Raw genomic sequence first — 16,256 nt, forward strand, 5'->3', positions numbered from 1 at the left:
TACAAGAACACCCCGTGCGGTAACGCCGCGCGGGGTAAATGGCAGATCGACCGACCGTTGGAAGATCGGGCTTTAAGGGTCTGCATCTGTCGACTGATGCGCTCTTGATAGACTTTTATGCAGTATCGATAGCCGACACACTCCATCGCGTGCCGCTCGAATTTGCTGGTCCATTGCACTGCCATGGCGATGCCGTCCGGCATAACGCAGGACGGGAAGCTGTTCATCCGGAGCACCTCGATCAGGTGACTTCGATCCAGTTCGTCATGCCCGAAGCGGCATGGCCCAGCATATGGCAATGCAGCAGCCACTTTCCCGGATTATCCGCTACGAAAACGATCTCGGTGGTTTCGTTCGGCAGAACCAGAACCGTATCGCGCATCGGCCCGTGAGTTCCATCCTGATTACGCACTCGGAAGTGCATCCCGTGGAGGTGCATCGCATGGGGAAAGATCGTGTCGTTGGTCATGCGGATACGGCCTGTCTCGCCCCGCGCGAAGGTGGCAAAGGGCGCATCGCCCAAGCCGACCTGACCCGCCAAGGCCCAGAACTGGCCGTTCTGAACCAGCTCCTGCCAGCCCATCCTCCGCCCGTCGAAAGTCGCGCTTTCCAAGCCGCGCATGGCGCCGCCCTGCATCGGCATATCGAGGACGGCTGCATCTTCGACGCCCAAGACCTCCATCCGCGGGTTGGGCGGCAGGGCCTCAGGCGCACCGCGGGGCACGGACGCCGCGCGCCCCTCAACAAGGACGTCAGCCAGCGTGAGCCAAGTGTCATCCGCTGCGGCGAAGAGCAGCCCTGCGGCCTCCCCTTCCTCCGCAGTGACATCGACGATCAGGTCCATGCGCTGAGCTGGCGCGAGAACAAGCATGTCCGTAACCGGTTCCGGCGCGCCGAGAGGCATCCCGTCGAGAGCCACGGTCCAGCCCCTCATTCCCTCAAGTCTCAGGCCGAAGATCTGAGCATTGGCCGCGTTGATCAATCGCAGCCGCAAACGCTCGTTCTGCTTGGCCGAGAGTTTGAAACCGTAGCGCCCGTTCACGCCCACGAGGTTGCCGATCTGGCCCCCATGACTGCGCGTCATCGGATCGGAGAAACTGTCGACAAATGCGCCGGTGTCGGGATCCAGCAGCCAGTCGTCGATCATCAGAATCTCGTCCCGATCCACATCCGGCAGGTTCGCCTCTTCGATGATCAGAGCACCGGAGAGCCCGCGCCCGACCTGCTCCATCGAGTTAGTGTGCGCGTGATACCAATAGGTTCCGGCATCAGGCAGGTCGAACGCATAGTCGAAGGTTTCGCCTGGCTGCACAGCCTCTTGGGTGAGCCCCGCGACCCCATCCATCGCGTTGTCGATACGGATGCCATGCCAATGGATTGAGGTCGGAACGTCCAACGAGTTTATTAGCCGCCGCTCCAAGCGGCTGCCTTGGCCCGCACGGATCACCGGCCCCGGAATCGTGCCGTCATAGCTCCAGACTGGCGTCGCCGGATAGCCTTCAGGCGCAAGCTGGACCGTGGCGATTTGTGCCGTCAGGAGGGGCATATCTTGACCAAAGACAGGCCGCGCCAACGGAGCAGCGGCGAGACCTGCGCAAAAAGCGCGTCGCGTCATCGTCATGTCAGTTGATCCCGTTCGCGCGCTGCATCTCGCGGACATAGGCGATGATCAGACGGACATCTGCCTGCGTCACTTCAGGCTGCGGCGGCATATCGCCAAATCTCCAGTGGTGCGCGCGCACGCCGTTCGCAGCGGCCACTTGGAAAGCCATGTCGCCATGATGCGACGGCTCGTAGACTTTGTGGATCAGCGGCGGACCGAAGCCCATGTTTCCGGCAGCATTTTCGCCGTGACAAGCGGCACAGACCGCATCGAAAGCCCGCTTCCCCATCGCCGCCTCGGGCGACAGCGTTTCGGGCAGCGTCACGGCAACCATGGGCGTGCCCTCGGCTGGCGCGGCGGTTTCCTGCACGGGGGCGGATTGCTCGGAGGAGCGGGTGACGACATAGGCGCCAAGCGCGACGGCAAGAACCGCAGCCCCGGCGAGGGTGAATTTATTCATGTAAGTATCCTGTCCTGCACGGCATTGCTGGCCGCGCGCTCTGGTGATGGATCGAGCGTGGTCGATCCGCGTTCAACTGGAGCCGGCTCAGGCGCGTGGAGGAGGAAGGTCCAATGACAGACTGACCGTGGTGCCATGTCGAGGCTCAGGCCACAGATGGGTAAGACGCGGCAGGTCAATACCACGGAGAGGCTGAGCGCTATCGATCAGAGCATAGGAGGCGCAGGTTGCCATATCGGTACAAGGCGCGTCACTGTGGTTGTGCGCCGGAGCCTGCTGATCTGGTGCCACCATCGCCTCTGGACAGGCAGCACAGTCATGCATCCCAGTCCCAGCCGCAGACATCTGCGGCAAGGCAGCCAGCATGATGAGGCTTGTCAGAAAGATGACGGCGACTAGGCGCATGAAAACCCTCGATTGCAGTATCAAAAGTGGGTGCGGAAAGCTGTTCCGTCAATCCCCAAACGGGCCATTGCAAACCGATGTCTCAGCATCAAAATGCTACATATCAGCGGTGGTGGAACGGTTTGTGTGAGCGCAGAGCAAGGATATGGTCAGCTCCAAGATCGGACACATTGCACTTGTATCTGCTGGTAGCGCGGTGCCTTATCGCGCGGATAAACGGTGCATGATTGAGAATTTCGAGATGGATGATCTGAAGAACGGGCTGACTTACGAGACCGCAAAATTAGGCTTGGTGACCATTGGCGATATCGTCCTGAAGTACCGCGACGCTGATGGCGGGGGTAAGCACTATCACGGGCGTGGCCATTTCGAAGAATACGTGAGCCCGATGTACCGCCTCCTCGCAAACGAGCTGGACCCATCTCACTGCATCGATATCGGAGCCAATTACGGGTATACGGGACTTCTCATGCGCCGTGCATTCCCTGAGGCAAATCTTACGTTGGTCGAGCCGATCCCATGGCTTGAATCATTCGTTCGCAAGAACTTTGAAAACAACGGCGCACGCTTTGATCGTTTCATTTCAGCCATCGCATCGGATTCCGCTACCACGACCGAATTCGGTGTCAATACCAACGCCTCGCAAGACAGCAGGGTCAAAGCGCAGGGGAACTGGGACGTTATCTCGACGACTTCGGTCACCTTGTCCGAAATCGCTTCGCCTGTGTCCGCTGATCAGGGCGTTTATATCAAGATCGATACGCAAGGCTGGGAAGAGAACGTGTTCCGCGGCGGCGAGCAGTTTCTTTCTTCTCATAATCGCTGGTTCATCAAAACGGAGTTCGCGCCGCACTGGATGATCAGTCAGGGGAGCGATCCGGTCGAGGTTCTGGAGAGCTGGCTTGAGAAGTATGATATCTACGAAAGCCTCGGGCGGGTTGCTTGGAACTGTTCCAGTCTCGCAGACATGCTCGGTAAGAAGCTCGAGCCCGGTGATGGCGCGGATTTCGTCGATTATGTCCAGACGCTGAACAAGAATGGTCTGGGCTGGGTGGATCTGTTTGTCTTGCCACCTGCGTCGCGTCGGGCCTACGCAAACACCGTGGAGCGCCCACGCAGCATTTGGAAGCGCCTCTTCGGCTGACGCTCTGGCGGTTGTCGCCGGACTGAAACACAGCTATCTAGCCAGCTTCCAAAACGTTTTCCTCTGGAGTTCGTCAGTGCAAGCCGTCAGCAAATCCCTAGATCGCGCCGCCCGTCTGAGCATTGCACCCATGATGGACTGTGCCAACAGTGCGCGCATCTAATTGAAAGTAAACGGATTATAATTCTGCCGAAAAACGTGTTGGACGGAGAGTCCAACAGGATGGATGTTTCAGGCAAAGAAAAAGCCCGCCGAAATGGCGGGCTTTCTTATCCTTCCGGCTAAAGGTGGCCACCTAGAGTTTCGGGATGTCGTCAGCATCGCAGTAAACCCGGAGCAGGGCAACCTGTAATGCGAAAGGCCCACCGATGTGGCGGGCCTTTCTGCGGGGGGTTAGTTGGACTGGGGGACTAAAGCACCCCGTAGGGCGTCGATCATCTCAGCCGCACTGCCGTATGCACCAATGACGTCGTCCTGATATACGGGGTGATCGCTGTGTGCCAAGACGATCCACCCTCCGTTCGGCGCCGCGCGGAGCAGTAGGCGGTCGGTCCGTGCCAAGACGTCGTCGGGCTGCGTCTTCGCCTTGCAGCGCAGCATGGCGTTGGTGGTGATTTCTTCTGTCATAAGGTTGGCCCTCCTGTGGCCTCAGAGGGTTAGCTGGACTGGTCGTGTTCCACGACCTGATCGGCTTTGTCCCGTTTGCAGAGCTGCCGAGTTAGAAAGGTCGGGGCGGCGTGAGCCTGAACATCATTTATGTTGACCCAACCCCATACAGTTTGGTTCGGGCCAAATGCCACGTAGGCAAACCCCGTCAGTTCGCCAGCTTCTATTTTCAATGCAATCTCGCGCGCTGCTTCGGCGGCTTCCTTTCGGCTCATGGTGTCATCCTTTCGAGCGGAAGTGTTGTTTGTAATTCGATCAGCCGGCGAGCTTCTTAAAATCGGATCGCGCCTGCGCCATCCTCTTGTCGAGGAACGCGGCGAGATCCGTAATCGCCACCATCCGCTGCGCCTTCTGGCTGTCGGTGCCGGTGAATGTGACGAGCGGTATGTCACCGCTCATCACGTCCGCTTTGAAGCGGGGGAACAGCATGTGCGCGAAGTAGTCCTTGTGCACCGTTTCGAGCGGTACAGCTTGTTTCGCTTCGTAGGCTGCCATCAGTGCAAAGACAGTGTTCATCGCGCCCGTTCCCTTACTTTACTGCTCGTCGTTTTCGGCTTCTGCTTTCGCGTCGTCGTAGCCCTGCTGCCACTGTGCCAGCAGTTCCGCGTCGTCCTTCACGTCAGGCGGGACTGCCGTGCGAGGCGAGTTGCGGCGGAACGCCGTTTTCCCGCGATTGTACGGGCTGCGCTTTTCGCTGGTGTCCGGCTTCTGCTCGGACTGGCCCTGCTCCTCCTGCTTGCCCTCGTCGCCGCCGTCAGCGCTGCCCTGAGCGTCCTTCTCGCCCTCGGTGGTGTTGGGCTGCTCCGGCTCCGACTTCGCGTCCTGAGCCTGCTTCTGCGAGGTCTGGGCCTTTTGGGTCTCTGCCTCGTGTTCCTGAGCCAGCTCCTCCAGTCGGGACGCGGTGCCGCGCGCAGCGTTGGCCGCTGCCTTGGCCGACTTCATCGGCGGGAAGAACTTTTCGAGCATCGACGGTGTGTCCTTCACCGTGTTGACGATGCCGCGCAGGAGCAGCAGTTCCTCCTCGGTCACCTCGTCAATGCTTTTGACTTCCAGCGAGGCGAAGATTTGGTCCTCGGTAACACCCATTCCAAGGAAGTACTTGATGGCGACTTCGCGGCGCTCGGTCAGCGTCTTGAGGTCGCCACGAGAGGCCGCGAGGGCGTTTTCGTAGGCAGTGTCCCAGAGTACCTTCGGAACGCCGGCGAAGATGGCATTGCGGAGTGCGATAGAACATGCTGCGTTGCCCGTCACGTTGATCATGTCCGCATTGAACACTTCACCGCGCTTATTGAGGATCGAACGCTTGGTGCGCTTCACGATCTGGACGTTGTTTTCGAGATCGTGGAACACACCCTCGGCTTCGACGAAGCCTTCGACGCGATCGACATGAACCACACGGGCGCCGACACGGGAGTTCGGGTAGTTCTGAACCACAATCTCTGCAAGGCGGACAGATGGGCCGAGGATCGGCTTGCCAGAGCGGGGCAGGGCATAAAACATCGTTTCGGCAGCTTTGTTGCTGAACGTGGCGAGCTCGGTGATGGCGTGCGCTGCGACTTTCAGCTTCCGAGGGAACTTGCGCGCTGTGGCGATGGCCTGATCAATTTCTGCGCGGTTGAGCTGGACCGCGAGGCTGCCGCCTGCGTCCATCTGGGTCAGGGTGTCGGTGTCCTCGCCCTCGTAAATATCGACGTTGGTGTTCATGTGGTTACGCCTTCAGTTCGACGGACTCGCTGGGGAGTACGCGTCCGTATTGGTGGGAGAATTTGTGGACGGTGCCGTGTTTGCTGAGTTCAGCCTTCAGCTCGTCCATCATCTGCGTCGCCTTCACCACCTGGTCGGTGCTGGAAGTGTCGAGCGCGATGGAGTGGCGCAGTTGCATCCGGCCCGAGGTGATGATCGTTTTGCAGTCAGCGCCGAACAGATCGGCCATGAAGGCCGATGCTGTCTCGGTGTTCGGGGTCCAGCTGATCCCGATGCGAACGCCGGAGGTGGTTTTCTCGGTCATGCCGCGTCTTTTCCTTTCGCGTAGTGGACTTTCGGGGGAAGCACGTTGCCGTCGCTGATGAGGATTTTCAGAAGCTCGGTTGCGGCTTCGGCATCAGCCATGGCGTCGTGCGGGTTGTCGTTAATGACGCCGTGGAACTCGCAGGCTGCGGCCAGCGAGATATACGTGCCGCGCTTCATCATGATGCCCTGCGACTCGTAGGCTTTCTGGGCGCGCATGATGCAGGTCTGCTTGGTCTGCTCGAACAGATCGTCGCGGCCGGCACGGCGGAACTCGGCCCGCATCATCTTTGCGTCGAACTGGGCGTTGAATGCGGCCATGTAGTGACCGTCGTTCACGTAGCCTTCGTAGAGGTCGAGGACTTCGGAGACAGGCACGCCGTTTTCGGCAAGGAACTCGTCGGTCAGACCGTTCACCGCACGCGCCTCGTCCGGCATCGTCCAGCCGTCAGGCTTGATGTAGAATTTGTGGCGGGTCACTTCCTGACCGCTGTCATCAAGGATAATGGCAGCGATGGAGGCAAGGCGGGGCTGGGACGGATCATCGGCGGGCAGCTTGTAGTTAAAAATGCCGGTGGTTTCGGTATCGAACGAGAAATAGGGCATGGGTCATCCTGATTGGGTTTGAGGGAAAAGCCCCGCCACCGAAGTGGCGGGTAGTCACAGGGAGGTCGCGGCGAAAACCCGCGCCGCTCGGGATCTGATCAGCCGCGGCGACGGACAGCGGTTGCGATGTCCTCGTAGAAGCGGACGCCCGGCCATTTGGCGTTGTTCTTCTGGGCCTTCACCATCACGCCCAGCGCCTTCTCGATAGCGGCGGATTCAAGGAAGCCGCCGAGTGCGCCGAGAGGAGCGATGCATGCCTGATAATCGGTGATGACGAACTTCCAGACTTTCTTCGAGGACAGGGAGCCGCTAGTGCCGGTGATCTTCGCCTTCGCTTCCGATGCGGTGGCCGTTGCGATGGCCGAGGTATCGGCCTGCGCTTCGTACTGCTCCGCACGGGCCGCGTGATTGGCTGCGGCCTGCGGCGTTTTCGCATTGGCCTCGCGCTCACGGGCGAGGCGGGCTTTCTCGTCGGCTTCCTGCTGAATGCGGCGCTGCTCGGCGGCTTTCTTGGCGGCCTGTTCGCGCATGAAGGCCCTAACTGCATTGTCATTGTCAGCGATAGGTCCATCCAGAAGGGACCCGCCGAGGGCTTTGAAGAAGCCGTCGACTGCACGCTTGGCGTCCAGCATGGGCTTGCCTTCGGTGCTGCGTACATTCTCGACCTTATTCGTCAGGCGACGGGCATCTGCGATGTAGTCGACGGCTTTGCTGGCCTGTTCTTCGGTGGTGATCTGCTTCGGCATCGCCTTGCCGCGCGCCTCCATCAGTTCGACTTCTTCTTTCAGCTTGGCGAAGTCGGCGTTCAGCACCACATCGACGGGGGCCTTGTTATCCCCGAAAATCTGGTCAGCGACCGGTTTGCGTTGTTCCATCCTCAGTTCTCCATTTTGGGAAGTCGAAGCACGCGGGAGTGTCCGTGTGCCGTTTTCTGCCTGCGCCAAGTGGCGCGGCGTCCGCCGGCCAGAATGGCTAAGGTTGCGTGACCGAGCTTGGCCTTGATGGCGGTCTCGGCGCGGAGCTTGTTGGCGGCTGCTTCCTTCGCGGCCGCGACAGCGTCGTGCCGCTGGCCGATTAGCTCCAAAATCTCGCCGTCTTGTGTGAGGTCGGCCACCTCCTCGTCGTCGCCGTGGCGGTAGATCGCGTCGACGGTTTCCGCGTCTGCGATCAGGTCCAGCTCGGGACGGGTTCCATCCTCGACGCCTTTCCAAAACGCGGCGGTGCGCTTGGTGATGTTGGCCCACAGGCCATCGTGCAGTTCGACCTCAAGCTCCGGCATGGTGAGGCCAAAGCCGACCACGAGGGGAGCGACTGCGGCCCATGATGCGCCGACCAGCTTCGCCTCGATGCTGGCCTGAATGGCGATCCAGAGCGGCGGCTCGACGGCATCCTCGGTGCACCATTTCGCGCGATACGCATCCTCCGCGACGCTCTTGATCTGGATGATGCCGACGCCACGGGTGGGGCAGTCAACGATCACGTCCGGGGTTGCGCCTATGCGATGCTCGGGGGAGCGGTAGTATCGGTTTTCGGCGGCGTTGTGTTCGATGGTCCATTCAGGGTGACGATCGCGGAGGATCTGAACCGCGACCGGTTCGAGGTAGCGCCCGCGCATCATCGCAGGGCTGTCTTGATCGAGGCGGGGTGGCAGCAGCTTGGACTTTTCCGCCCAGAGGCTTGCCAGTGTTGTGAAGGGATGCACCCCAAAGAGCGCACCAGCGACCGAGGCCGTGACGTCCTGACCGCGTAGCTTGTGCCATTGGCGGTCGTCGCGTGGGGTGATGACCTCGACCTTCATTCGTCGGTCAGCTCACGTAGCTCGGCAAGCTCGCGTGCCTCGGCCTCCAGGGTCGCCGCGTTGGCGAGAGACCGGACTGATTTATTGGTCATCGGGCCGGAGTTATGCAGCACGGCGACGATGGAGGCAGTCACCTCTTCGACGCCGTGGCGCTGGATCAGGTCCAGCAGTTTTACGGTGGCTGTAGCCATTACTCGTACCCCAAGCTGTAGACCGCTCGGTCGTATGCGGCCTGTTCGATGGCGCGGGTCAGACAGTGACCCGCGAGGATGAAGATGAAGATCATCAGGAAGGTTGCGGGGATGAAACGGAGGCGCATCACGCTGCGCCGCCGGTGTTCATCACGCTCCGCCAGTTGCGGATCGCGTCTCGCGACAGAGTGGCAATCGTGCGGCTCCCAAAGCCCGCACCCACCAGCACGGCCCGCGCTGTGTCATCCGTCGCATCATCCGTGAGTGGCGATTTGCTTAACGATGCGACCATCTGATTGATGACCAAGCGGGATACTGCGCTGACAGCGCGGGCCGACGAATTCTGAGTTTGCATTGTGTCTCGTTCCACCAAGTGAGAAATTGTTCCGTGAGGGAGGGGTGGGGCCAGCCGTTCTGGCTGGCCTCCTGCTCGATCAGGCAGCTACTTTGTCCAGCAGCTTGCGGGCCTGCATTTCCATTTCGAGACGGGTGTCGGTGTTCTCGGTTTTCCGAGCTACCGCCGTGATGCCCTGCGCCATGTCCCAGACAGTGCGGGCCTTGGTCTGCTCCTCACGCTCCACCGCTTCGAGGACCAGCGCCGCCTTTGCCTTGCTGAAGCTGCGCGCTTGCAGGAATGCGAGGGCGTCATCGTCGTCCGATGCGACCTTCGCGGCCTTGGCTTTCTGCACACCTTCGATGAGGGTCTGAGACGAGCCTTGCGCGTAGCTCTCCAGAGCGGGGCGTGCCTCTTCGAGGAAGCGGTCCGGTGCGTAGCGGCTGTGGCGCATCGCGACCTCTTGGAAATTCTCGACGCCCCAAAGGATGCGATTGCAGCACACGGCGCGGAGGTAGAACGCCGCGATCCGGAGGGAGCCGGAGCCGACCTCGGAGTTCGATACGTAGAAGCCACGGAACATCAGGTCCGGTGATCCATCGGGCAGCTTGCCGACCTCGATGGGATGCAGGTCGTCGACGAGGAACATGAACACGTCACGGTCCGAGGCGAAGAGCGTGGTGGTTTCAGCGGTGACTGGGGTATGCGGGTTGTAGGTCATGCTGGACCAGTCCAGCGTTCCCGGCACCTTCCAGTTCGAGTCGCCAGTGCCGTTCCCTGCGATGTTCTGCACCGCCTGCACCACATCTGCGTCGAAAATCCGTCCGTAGGTGGGGGAAGTGATTGCGCGCGCTGTGACGCCATCATCCAGCAGCATCATCTGCTCTCGGGGCGCGGTGAAGCGCAGCGAGTAGTTCAGCGCGTCCGCGCCGATTTGCGTGGGCAGTTGGCGCAGGTACTTGGTCGGTGCGCCTGCCTGCTGGCAGAGCTGGCCGAACGTCCAGTGCGAGGGCGAAACCTCGCGGCCATCGGGAAGGCCGAGGCTCAGTTTGTGGGTATCGTCTCGGGTCTGAATCTCGGGGGCGATGACCTCGACCGACTTCAGAGTGATGGTGCTTTCGATGGACTGTTCGCGGCGCGCGTTCACCGATTGGTGCAGGTCGTCCAGCGATAGGAACTTCTGGTCGGGTGTGCGGCTCAGCCACTGCTTCGACACGGTGGTCACGGTCTGCCCGTTACCGAAATTCCCGACTTTGTGGGGGCTCAAATCTAGCATACTTATCTCCAACAACAGCCGCAGCTTCTGTGCGGTCCTGTAGGAAATAATCCAACAATCGTATCCAATGCAATAGGAAATTTTCCAACAGTGTTGGCGACCCTATCCGTAGGTCTAGTTGTTGGTGCTCAAAAAATCCTCGCGCGTATAATATATATAATTAACCTATAATAAGGGACACATACCCCCCAAGGGTATGTGTCCCGTTATTTATTAACCCAAGGTTGAGAATCCTCAGAACACCCGGATGTTCCTTAGCGCGACTCCGAAAGATTCTTCGTTCGGGTCTGCCGGTGATTCTTCGTATCGCTTTAGCGCAAACTCGACCTTGTTCTGAAATTCGTTTTTCGTAACTGCAATGTCGCCTTGGCGCGGTTTTATCCCCTCAACCGCGATGACTATTGATCCGTCGAGAATGTCCAAGTGCTCAAACGAGTCGCCTCTTACGAGAAAAGCGCGTTGCATTTCGTAGGGGTAGCGTGGGTCGCTATGGACGTCTAAATCGGCTCCGACGTTGGGCTGCGCTTCGCGCCATGCGCCTCTTTCCAGCGTTCCAAATAGGGGCAGGGTCCGTGGGCGCAGCTCTTCACTGAGGTGGTCGTTCGAGCGGCCATTCAGCCAATCTACGGTTGTTTCTAAAACTTCGGCCACTTTGGCCTGGCGCTTCTCTGGAATGGATGCCTTCTTTCCTTGCACAAAGTCGTAGATGTAAAAACGGTTTAGTTCAGGGTCTCGCTCTGCGGCTGCTGTTGCAGAAATTCCTAGTGCAGATAGGCGCTCAATGATGCGCTGGCGCATGACCTCGGTCATCGTATTTTCTCCAATATCAACAAATTACAGTTTCACTCTGTACGCCCCTATTGGTCTATATTTAAGTCTAGGAAACAAGCGGCCCTATCCTTTTTTCCTAGACCGTTGGAAAATTTCCAACTAAGCATAGGGCATGGAAAATTCGCATACCCCTCACGAAACCCTTGAAAACAAGGTTCTAGGCTGGCTGGACACCCTTTTTGCCGTCGTTCGCGGCAGGCACGGTATTCCAGACAGTGCTATCAGCTCGATTGTTGCCAACGACCGCGCGTTTTTCAGCCGCATCAAGTCCAAGAAGTCGGGAATCACGGTTTCGACATTCGACGTTGTGGCTGGTCGATTCCGCAAAATCTGGCCCGAAGATGTGGCTTGGCCCGTGGGTGTTCCCAACGTGCCAGAGGTCGACCTGATGGAGTTTGGGCAAGTCGAGTTCCAGACCCGGATGGAAAAAGCCAAGGAGAAAGTCGATGGCTGACAAGCTGAAGCCGACCACGAAAACGAAGTTCGATGCGGCCGCCCTCAAGTCGGCGGTCGCGGCGGTCAATCGCAAGAAGGAAGAAGCCTCCGAGGCAAACGGCGAGGCCGGCAGCCTGACCAAGCAGTACTGCGACGACAACAACTACAACAAAAAGGCGTTCACCTTCGTCGCCACGCTCAAAAAGAAAGAGCCGCAGCAGCAGCAGGAAGTGATCGCCTCGCTCGTCACCTATGCCCACGCCCTCGGCATGTTCGACCAAATCGACATGTTCAACAACAGCATCGACGCCATGCGCCAGATCGTTGCCGATGCCGACAAAGGCCAGAGCGGCAAGAAGCCCAGCGCCACCATCAGCGGCATCGTTTCGGGGGAGGCTGTCACCGCTATGAACTAAGGGATTGCGCCTCGCTTTTTCTGGGGCTTGAGGCGCGATCGGTGTGGGCGACCTGCTCCGCCCACCCACGGGGGTCTGAGGTAACTCAGACCCCCAATTTATTGAGAGACCTTGTTTTTTGGAGTACCCCTGATGATCGTTAAAATCACGCAATCCATCTATGAGCCCGAGCGAACTCGGCAGATTTGGTATCTCTTCGAAACCAACGAGTTCGACAGCATTGACGACCTCTCAGCTGCGATGCGTAACGGACCCGTCGCCGGACTGCGGTACAACACCCAAGCCTACGGCCACACGAACCGCGAAGTCATCGACAGCGAGGCAGTTGCGGTCGGCGGTTCCAGCATCAACCGCGTCAGTGCCTTCGAGGGGATCATCTACACCGCGAACGGCACCATCCTGCGGGACTGCCGCGAATGAGCGCCGTCGGTCCCATCCTGTTCCTAGACCTCGCGACCACGACCGGATGGTGCGACGGTCTCCCAGTCAAAGGCGAGAAGCCGCAAAGCGGATCGGTCCGTCTGGCCTATCAGGGCGCTACGCCCGGTGAGAAGTACGATGCGCTGGTGCAGTTCATCGGGGCTCGGTTTGCGGTGACGCGGTACCAGTACCTCGTCTGGGAAGCTCCGCTCGATCCGCGTTCCATGGGCGGCAAGACGAACGTCAACACAGCGCGGACATTGATCACCCTCGCTGGAATTTGTGACCTGCTGGCGACGTCATACGGTGTACGTCCCTACGAGGTTCACGTCAGCACGGTCAAATCTTTCATTCTAAACGGTCGCCGTGTGACTGGCGCGCAGAAGAAAACGGCGATCATCGAAGCCGTGACCGCAGCGGGTTATTCCCCCAGCGACGACAACGAAGCTGACGCGATTGCGGGTTGGCTTTTCGCGGCCAATAAGCTGGCGGGTCGTCCTGTGGACGAGCTGTTGCCGCTCCTGCGTAAGTAGGTGGTGGCATGGCTGATGGAGGAAACCAATTTGCGGATATGGCCGAGGCCGTGGCGCGCGAACTTCTGGGCGAGCCGAACAAGCAGCTCAGCCAAGCCACCGAACTGCGGTGGGGCAAGCACGGCAGCATCTCGCTCGACCTGAAAAAGGGTACGTTCTACGACCATCAGGAAAGCGAAGGCGGCGGTGTTCTGTGGCTGGTGGAGCGCGAGACAGGCTACACGCAGCAGGGCGGGCAGGCCGTCGAGTATCTGAGAAACAAGGGCTTCGATGTAGAGGACAGCCGTCCGCCTCGCGACTACCAGAGCAGCGGGTCATCATCGGCTGGCGGATCTGGCAAGAAAGAATACCGCACCGACAAAGACGGGAACTGGTTGCCGGATCGCGTCCCGCCTCATGCCGAGCTGACAAAGACCTACGACTACACCGATGCCAGCGGCCAGCTGATGTATCAGGTGCTGCGCTACGACTGGACCGAGGACAATGCGAAGGGTCGCGGGAAGTCATTCGTGCAGCGCCGCCCCGATACCAGCAAAAAGGGCGGCTGGGCCTATAAGACGCAGGGCATCACCCGCTTTCCCTACCGACTTCCCGAGTTGCTGGACGACATTTCGCAGGGTCGGCAGGTGTTCATCGTCGAGGGCGAAAAGAAGGTCGACATGCTGCGCGAGATCGGCGTGCCTGCGACCTGCAACGCCGGAGGCGCTGGCAAGTTCGAGGCCGAACTGGTTCAGTGGTTCAAGGGAGCCGATGCTGTCATTCTGCCCGACAACGATCCGCAGGCGACGAAGCAGAACGGCGATCTGAAATTCCACGACAACGGCGATCCGGTCTATCCGGGCAAGGATCACGCTGCGCTAGTGGCGCGCAGCATCAAGGATGTGGCGAAGCGGGTCCGCATCCTCGAAATCCCCGACCTACCGCTAAAGGGTGGCGTCGATGACTGGCTTCCTGCTGGTGGCACGAACGAGAAGCTATACGACCTGACCGACGAAATCGCGGTCGACTTCAAAGACACGCCACCGGAGTTCCAGTCGTTCAAGTCCCGCTTCGGTGCGGTGGGATGGGCCGACTTCGATCAGCCCGGTCCGACCTATGAACACCTCATCAAAGGCGTGCTGACCGAGGGCGAGGTTTCGATGCTGCTCGGGGAAAGCCAGAGTGGCAAATCGTTCCTCGCCATCGACATTGCCATGTCGGTGGCGCGCGGCGTCCCGTTCTTCGGCCGGAAGGTCCACAAGGGCGGGGTGATCTATCAGGCAGGGGAAAGCGCGGTCGGCGTGCGCCGCCGTCGCTTTCCGGCCTACGCCACGCACCACGACTGCAAGAGCGAACCGCTCGACCTCGTGCTGCTGGAAAAGCCCGTCGACCTGTTCAACAGCGACGAGGACTGCGAGGCGTTCATCGCGGAGTGCCGCCACTGGAACAGCGTGTTCGACAACGATCTGAAGCTGATCATCATCGACACGTTTAACAAGGCAACCCCCGGCGCGAACGAGAACGACGGCAAGGATATGGGGAACGTGCTGAAGCGCTGTGACCGCATCCGCCGTGACACTGGCGCCCACGTCATGCTGGTCCATCACCTCAATGCCGGTGGCACCAAGGCACGCGGCCACACCAGCCTATTCGGCAACGTCGAAAACGTCGTCACTGTGCGGCGCAAGTTGGACAGCAGCGACAGTGATGGTCGTCAGGTGCGCGAGTGGATCATATCCAAGCAGAAGGACGGCGAGGATGGCATCCATCAGAATTTCGTTCTGGCGGGTGTCTATCTCGGCTCTGATGCAGACGGGGATCGGATCACGTCCTGCGTCGTGCAGCCTCCGGCTGGTGCTACCATCGACCAGCCCGAAAACGACAAGGGGATCACGGCCAGCGAGCCCGGTAAGCGCGTACTTCGTGACATGCTGCACCTGTTCGAGGAGAACGCCGTGCTGGCGCCAGCAGAGCTGAAGCTGCCGCAGGGGTCGATCGTCATCAACCGGAAAGACCTTTGGGAATATTCCAAGGCCACACACCTGACCTCGGAGGACATTACCCCGAAGGATGGGGAGGACGAGAAGCAGGCACTAGACCGCGCCACCGACACGCTCCGCAAGCAGATCAAGCGTGGCAGCGACGGACTCTACAACAAGGGTGTGATCCAGAAGCTCGACGACTGGATCTGGTTCACAGGCAAGCGGGTCAAAGGCTTCGGGCCTCTACCGACCCACCGTGAAGATCCCGCTTACGCTCCAGCGCCAACGGAGGTCGACACCTCAGGCGATGACATGCCGTTTGATATGGGAGACTACAGATGAGCGTCTGGACGATTAAGGTCGTCGAAGAAACCATTGTCGACGCCCTGCGCTACGCCAGCCGCCATGCCGGTCGAGTAGGTCCGCAGGGCATCAAATCGGGCGCGCTGCCGTTCGTGATCGGTTCTGTCGAAGAGTACATCGAAATCTGGGGGGAAATCCCCGAACGGGCGGGTGACGATGATGGTGATGAAATGCCTGTGGAGTACCTGCCGCCGTATCGCGTGACGCTCTACACGGAGGCGCTGCAATGGCAGTGTCGGTATCTGCCGGAGAAGGCGAGCCCGACCGAAATGCGGGTGTTCGCTGCCCATCTTGCGGCAGCGCTGCGAGGCACCCCCACGGATAAAGCTGCTCGCAGGCTGAACCTGACACGCCCCCGATTTTACCAGCTCAAGGACCGCGCCGCGGGCCGCATCGCGGTCGGGCTGATGCGCGATCGGATTGGATCAAACGGACTGCCGGAGGACGAGGACGATGAGTGACGAGGTGAACGCCAAGCCGACCCTGAGGGAGATGTCCGAGCTGGTCACAAACCTCCACATCAGCGCGACCAGGCAGATGTATGACGGACGGGAACCGAAAGAGATTTTCGTCAGGCTGGAGCCGCGTCAGGCGCGGGTGCTGGAGGGCATCTTCGGCCTGCTCGAACTGTGCATCGAGCATCGCGCCTTGGACTATCTGAGCAAGATGGCGAAGAAGGCGCGGCTGGAGCGCGAAAGGCGCTGATGTTGGATAATTTCCAACAGTAGGTGTTGCAGAATTGGAAAATCTCCTATAAGGAAAAAGGGCGGACTTCGGTTCGCCCTTGTTTGTTGTTGGAGATGAAAG

Annotated in this window: 23 protein-coding genes; 8 read left to right on the forward strand and 15 right to left on the reverse strand. The window is 59.7% G+C overall.

The genetic code is table 11. The features are described 5' to 3' along the window. Positions 1–241: 241 nt before the first annotated feature. Together IF204_RS03025 and IF204_RS03030 are read right to left on the reverse strand one after the other, a co-directional pair. On the reverse strand, positions 242–1,621 hold the full coding sequence (locus tag IF204_RS03025) for a multicopper oxidase family protein (RefSeq protein ID WP_194094549.1): 1,380 nt from the start codon (positions 1,619–1,621) through the stop codon (positions 242–244). 1 nt (position 1,622) lies between these two features. Continuing rightward, the gene (locus IF204_RS03030) at positions 1,623–2,063 is read right to left on the reverse strand and encodes a c-type cytochrome (protein ID WP_194094551.1); all 441 of its coding nucleotides are present in this window, start codon (positions 2,061–2,063) and stop codon (positions 1,623–1,625) included. Between the two features lie 628 nt (positions 2,064–2,691). Between IF204_RS03030 and IF204_RS03035 the strand changes: the two genes are divergently transcribed. After that, positions 2,692–3,612 carry an FkbM family methyltransferase gene (locus IF204_RS03035; RefSeq protein WP_194094553.1) on the forward strand — a complete coding sequence of 307 codons (921 nt, stop codon included), beginning with the start codon at positions 2,692–2,694 and terminating at the stop codon, positions 3,610–3,612. Between the two features lie 393 nt (positions 3,613–4,005). Here IF204_RS03035 and IF204_RS03040 read toward each other — a convergent pair whose 3' ends face one another. From IF204_RS03040 to IF204_RS03095, 13 genes are all read right to left on the reverse strand, one after another. Next, positions 4,006–4,239: a hypothetical protein gene (locus tag IF204_RS03040; protein ID WP_194094555.1), complete on the reverse strand. Its 234-nt coding sequence runs from the start codon at positions 4,237–4,239 to the stop codon at positions 4,006–4,008. A gap of 29 nt (positions 4,240–4,268) precedes the next feature. Continuing rightward, the gene (locus IF204_RS03045) at positions 4,269–4,493 is read right to left on the reverse strand and encodes a hypothetical protein (protein WP_194094557.1); all 225 of its coding nucleotides are present in this window, start codon (positions 4,491–4,493) and stop codon (positions 4,269–4,271) included. A gap of 40 nt (positions 4,494–4,533) precedes the next feature. Then, on the reverse strand, positions 4,534–4,794 hold the full coding sequence (locus tag IF204_RS03050; RefSeq protein ID WP_194094559.1) for a pyocin activator PrtN family protein: 261 nt from the start codon (positions 4,792–4,794) through the stop codon (positions 4,534–4,536). Positions 4,795–4,812: 18 nt separating this feature from the next. After that, complete coding sequence (locus tag IF204_RS03055; protein ID WP_194094561.1) at positions 4,813–5,982, reverse strand: hypothetical protein; 1,170 nt, start codon at positions 5,980–5,982, stop codon at positions 4,813–4,815. A 4-nt stretch (positions 5,983–5,986) separates the two neighbouring features. Continuing rightward, positions 5,987–6,286, reverse strand: a complete 300-nt coding sequence (locus IF204_RS03060; protein WP_194094562.1) for a hypothetical protein — start codon at positions 6,284–6,286, stop codon at positions 5,987–5,989. Next, the gene (locus tag IF204_RS03065; protein WP_194094564.1) at positions 6,283–6,891 is read right to left on the reverse strand and encodes a 3'-5' exonuclease; all 609 of its coding nucleotides are present in this window, start codon (positions 6,889–6,891) and stop codon (positions 6,283–6,285) included. The genes IF204_RS03060 and IF204_RS03065 overlap by 4 nt, the downstream gene beginning before the upstream one ends. Positions 6,892–6,989: 98 nt before the next feature. Continuing rightward, positions 6,990–7,766, reverse strand: coding sequence for a hypothetical protein (locus IF204_RS03070; RefSeq protein WP_194094566.1), 777 nt, complete (start codon positions 7,764–7,766; stop codon positions 6,990–6,992). A gap of 2 nt (positions 7,767–7,768) precedes the next feature. After that, the gene (locus IF204_RS03075; protein WP_194094568.1) at positions 7,769–8,689 is read right to left on the reverse strand and encodes a YqaJ viral recombinase family protein; all 921 of its coding nucleotides are present in this window, start codon (positions 8,687–8,689) and stop codon (positions 7,769–7,771) included. Beyond that, entirely contained in the window at positions 8,686–8,880 is a 195-nt protein-coding gene (locus IF204_RS03080) for a hypothetical protein (RefSeq protein WP_194094570.1), read from the reverse strand. The genes IF204_RS03075 and IF204_RS03080 overlap by 4 nt, the downstream gene beginning before the upstream one ends. Continuing rightward, positions 8,880–9,008 carry a hypothetical protein gene (locus IF204_RS20185; RefSeq protein ID WP_265588439.1) on the reverse strand — a complete coding sequence of 43 codons (129 nt, stop codon included), beginning with the start codon at positions 9,006–9,008 and terminating at the stop codon, positions 8,880–8,882. The genes IF204_RS03080 and IF204_RS20185 overlap by 1 nt, the downstream gene beginning before the upstream one ends. Beyond that, on the reverse strand, positions 9,008–9,235 hold the full coding sequence (locus IF204_RS03085; protein WP_194094572.1) for a hypothetical protein: 228 nt from the start codon (positions 9,233–9,235) through the stop codon (positions 9,008–9,010). Before IF204_RS03085 ends, IF204_RS20185 begins: the two co-directional genes overlap by 1 nt. A gap of 79 nt (positions 9,236–9,314) precedes the next feature. Next, positions 9,315–10,490 (reverse strand): DUF932 domain-containing protein, encoded by a 1,176-nt coding sequence (locus IF204_RS03090; RefSeq protein WP_194094574.1) that lies wholly within the window; start codon positions 10,488–10,490, stop codon positions 9,315–9,317. A 234-nt stretch (positions 10,491–10,724) separates the two neighbouring features. Then, the gene (locus tag IF204_RS03095) at positions 10,725–11,300 is read right to left on the reverse strand and encodes a LexA family transcriptional regulator (RefSeq protein WP_194094576.1); all 576 of its coding nucleotides are present in this window, start codon (positions 11,298–11,300) and stop codon (positions 10,725–10,727) included. Between the two features lie 133 nt (positions 11,301–11,433). Between IF204_RS03095 and IF204_RS03100 the strand changes: the two genes are divergently transcribed. The 7 genes from IF204_RS03100 (at position 11,434) to IF204_RS03130 (ending at position 16,154) form a co-directional block, all read left to right on the forward strand. Then, positions 11,434–11,775, forward strand: a complete 342-nt coding sequence (locus tag IF204_RS03100) for a hypothetical protein (protein WP_194094578.1) — start codon at positions 11,434–11,436, stop codon at positions 11,773–11,775. Further along, positions 11,768–12,172: a hypothetical protein gene (locus tag IF204_RS03105; RefSeq protein WP_194094580.1), complete on the forward strand. Its 405-nt coding sequence runs from the start codon at positions 11,768–11,770 to the stop codon at positions 12,170–12,172. The genes IF204_RS03100 and IF204_RS03105 overlap by 8 nt, the downstream gene beginning before the upstream one ends. A gap of 132 nt (positions 12,173–12,304) precedes the next feature. Further along, positions 12,305–12,592, forward strand: coding sequence for a hypothetical protein (locus IF204_RS03110; RefSeq protein WP_194094582.1), 288 nt, complete (start codon positions 12,305–12,307; stop codon positions 12,590–12,592). Beyond that, a complete protein-coding gene (locus IF204_RS03115; protein WP_194094584.1) occupies positions 12,589–13,125 on the forward strand; it encodes a hypothetical protein in 537 nt (178 codons plus the stop codon). The genes IF204_RS03110 and IF204_RS03115 overlap by 4 nt, the downstream gene beginning before the upstream one ends. Positions 13,126–13,133: 8 nt before the next feature. Then, complete coding sequence (locus IF204_RS03120) at positions 13,134–15,428, forward strand: helicase RepA family protein (RefSeq protein WP_194094586.1); 2,295 nt, start codon at positions 13,134–13,136, stop codon at positions 15,426–15,428. Then, the gene (locus IF204_RS03125; RefSeq protein WP_194094588.1) at positions 15,425–15,910 is read left to right on the forward strand and encodes a hypothetical protein; all 486 of its coding nucleotides are present in this window, start codon (positions 15,425–15,427) and stop codon (positions 15,908–15,910) included. Before IF204_RS03120 ends, IF204_RS03125 begins: the two co-directional genes overlap by 4 nt. Next, entirely contained in the window at positions 15,903–16,154 is a 252-nt protein-coding gene (locus IF204_RS03130; RefSeq protein WP_194094590.1) for a hypothetical protein, read from the forward strand. The genes IF204_RS03125 and IF204_RS03130 overlap by 8 nt, the downstream gene beginning before the upstream one ends. The last annotated feature ends 102 nt before the right edge of the window (positions 16,155–16,256 follow it).

Origin of the sequence: Marivivens aquimaris, from assembly GCF_015220045.1 — a bacterium.
Classification (GTDB): Bacteria; Pseudomonadota; Alphaproteobacteria; order Rhodobacterales; family Rhodobacteraceae; genus Marivivens; species Marivivens aquimaris.

Bases quoted from the DNA above. Each gene is read 5' to 3' on its own strand.
- IF204_RS03025 (WP_194094549.1), bottom strand. From the start codon at position 1,621: ATGACGATGACGCGACGCGCTTTTTGCGCAGGTCTCGCCGCTGCTCCG.
- IF204_RS03030 (WP_194094551.1), bottom strand. From the start codon at position 2,063: ATGAATAAATTCACCCTCGCCGGGGCTGCGGTTCTTGCCGTCGCGCTT.
- IF204_RS03035 (WP_194094553.1), top strand. From the start codon at position 2,692: ATGATTGAGAATTTCGAGATGGATGATCTGAAGAACGGGCTGACTTAC.
- IF204_RS03040 (WP_194094555.1), bottom strand. From the start codon at position 4,239: ATGACAGAAGAAATCACCACCAACGCCATGCTGCGCTGCAAGGCGAAG.
- IF204_RS03045 (WP_194094557.1), bottom strand. From the start codon at position 4,493: ATGAGCCGAAAGGAAGCCGCCGAAGCAGCGCGCGAGATTGCATTGAAA.
- IF204_RS03050 (WP_194094559.1), bottom strand. From the start codon at position 4,794: ATGAACACTGTCTTTGCACTGATGGCAGCCTACGAAGCGAAACAAGCT.
- IF204_RS03055 (WP_194094561.1), bottom strand. From the start codon at position 5,982: ATGAACACCAACGTCGATATTTACGAGGGCGAGGACACCGACACCCTG.
- IF204_RS03060 (WP_194094562.1), bottom strand. From the start codon at position 6,286: ATGACCGAGAAAACCACCTCCGGCGTTCGCATCGGGATCAGCTGGACC.
- IF204_RS03065 (WP_194094564.1), bottom strand. From the start codon at position 6,891: ATGCCCTATTTCTCGTTCGATACCGAAACCACCGGCATTTTTAACTAC.
- IF204_RS03070 (WP_194094566.1), bottom strand. From the start codon at position 7,766: ATGGAACAACGCAAACCGGTCGCTGACCAGATTTTCGGGGATAACAAG.
- IF204_RS03075 (WP_194094568.1), bottom strand. From the start codon at position 8,689: ATGAAGGTCGAGGTCATCACCCCACGCGACGACCGCCAATGGCACAAG.
- IF204_RS03080 (WP_194094570.1), bottom strand. From the start codon at position 8,880: ATGGCTACAGCCACCGTAAAACTGCTGGACCTGATCCAGCGCCACGGC.
- IF204_RS20185 (WP_265588439.1), bottom strand. From the start codon at position 9,008: ATGCGCCTCCGTTTCATCCCCGCAACCTTCCTGATGATCTTCATCTTC.
- IF204_RS03085 (WP_194094572.1), bottom strand. From the start codon at position 9,235: ATGCAAACTCAGAATTCGTCGGCCCGCGCTGTCAGCGCAGTATCCCGC.
- IF204_RS03090 (WP_194094574.1), bottom strand. From the start codon at position 10,490: ATGCTAGATTTGAGCCCCCACAAAGTCGGGAATTTCGGTAACGGGCAG.
- IF204_RS03095 (WP_194094576.1), bottom strand. From the start codon at position 11,300: ATGACCGAGGTCATGCGCCAGCGCATCATTGAGCGCCTATCTGCACTA.
- IF204_RS03100 (WP_194094578.1), top strand. From the start codon at position 11,434: ATGGAAAATTCGCATACCCCTCACGAAACCCTTGAAAACAAGGTTCTA.
- IF204_RS03105 (WP_194094580.1), top strand. From the start codon at position 11,768: ATGGCTGACAAGCTGAAGCCGACCACGAAAACGAAGTTCGATGCGGCC.
- IF204_RS03110 (WP_194094582.1), top strand. From the start codon at position 12,305: ATGATCGTTAAAATCACGCAATCCATCTATGAGCCCGAGCGAACTCGG.
- IF204_RS03115 (WP_194094584.1), top strand. From the start codon at position 12,589: ATGAGCGCCGTCGGTCCCATCCTGTTCCTAGACCTCGCGACCACGACC.
- IF204_RS03120 (WP_194094586.1), top strand. From the start codon at position 13,134: ATGGCTGATGGAGGAAACCAATTTGCGGATATGGCCGAGGCCGTGGCG.
- IF204_RS03125 (WP_194094588.1), top strand. From the start codon at position 15,425: ATGAGCGTCTGGACGATTAAGGTCGTCGAAGAAACCATTGTCGACGCC.
- IF204_RS03130 (WP_194094590.1), top strand. From the start codon at position 15,903: ATGAGTGACGAGGTGAACGCCAAGCCGACCCTGAGGGAGATGTCCGAG.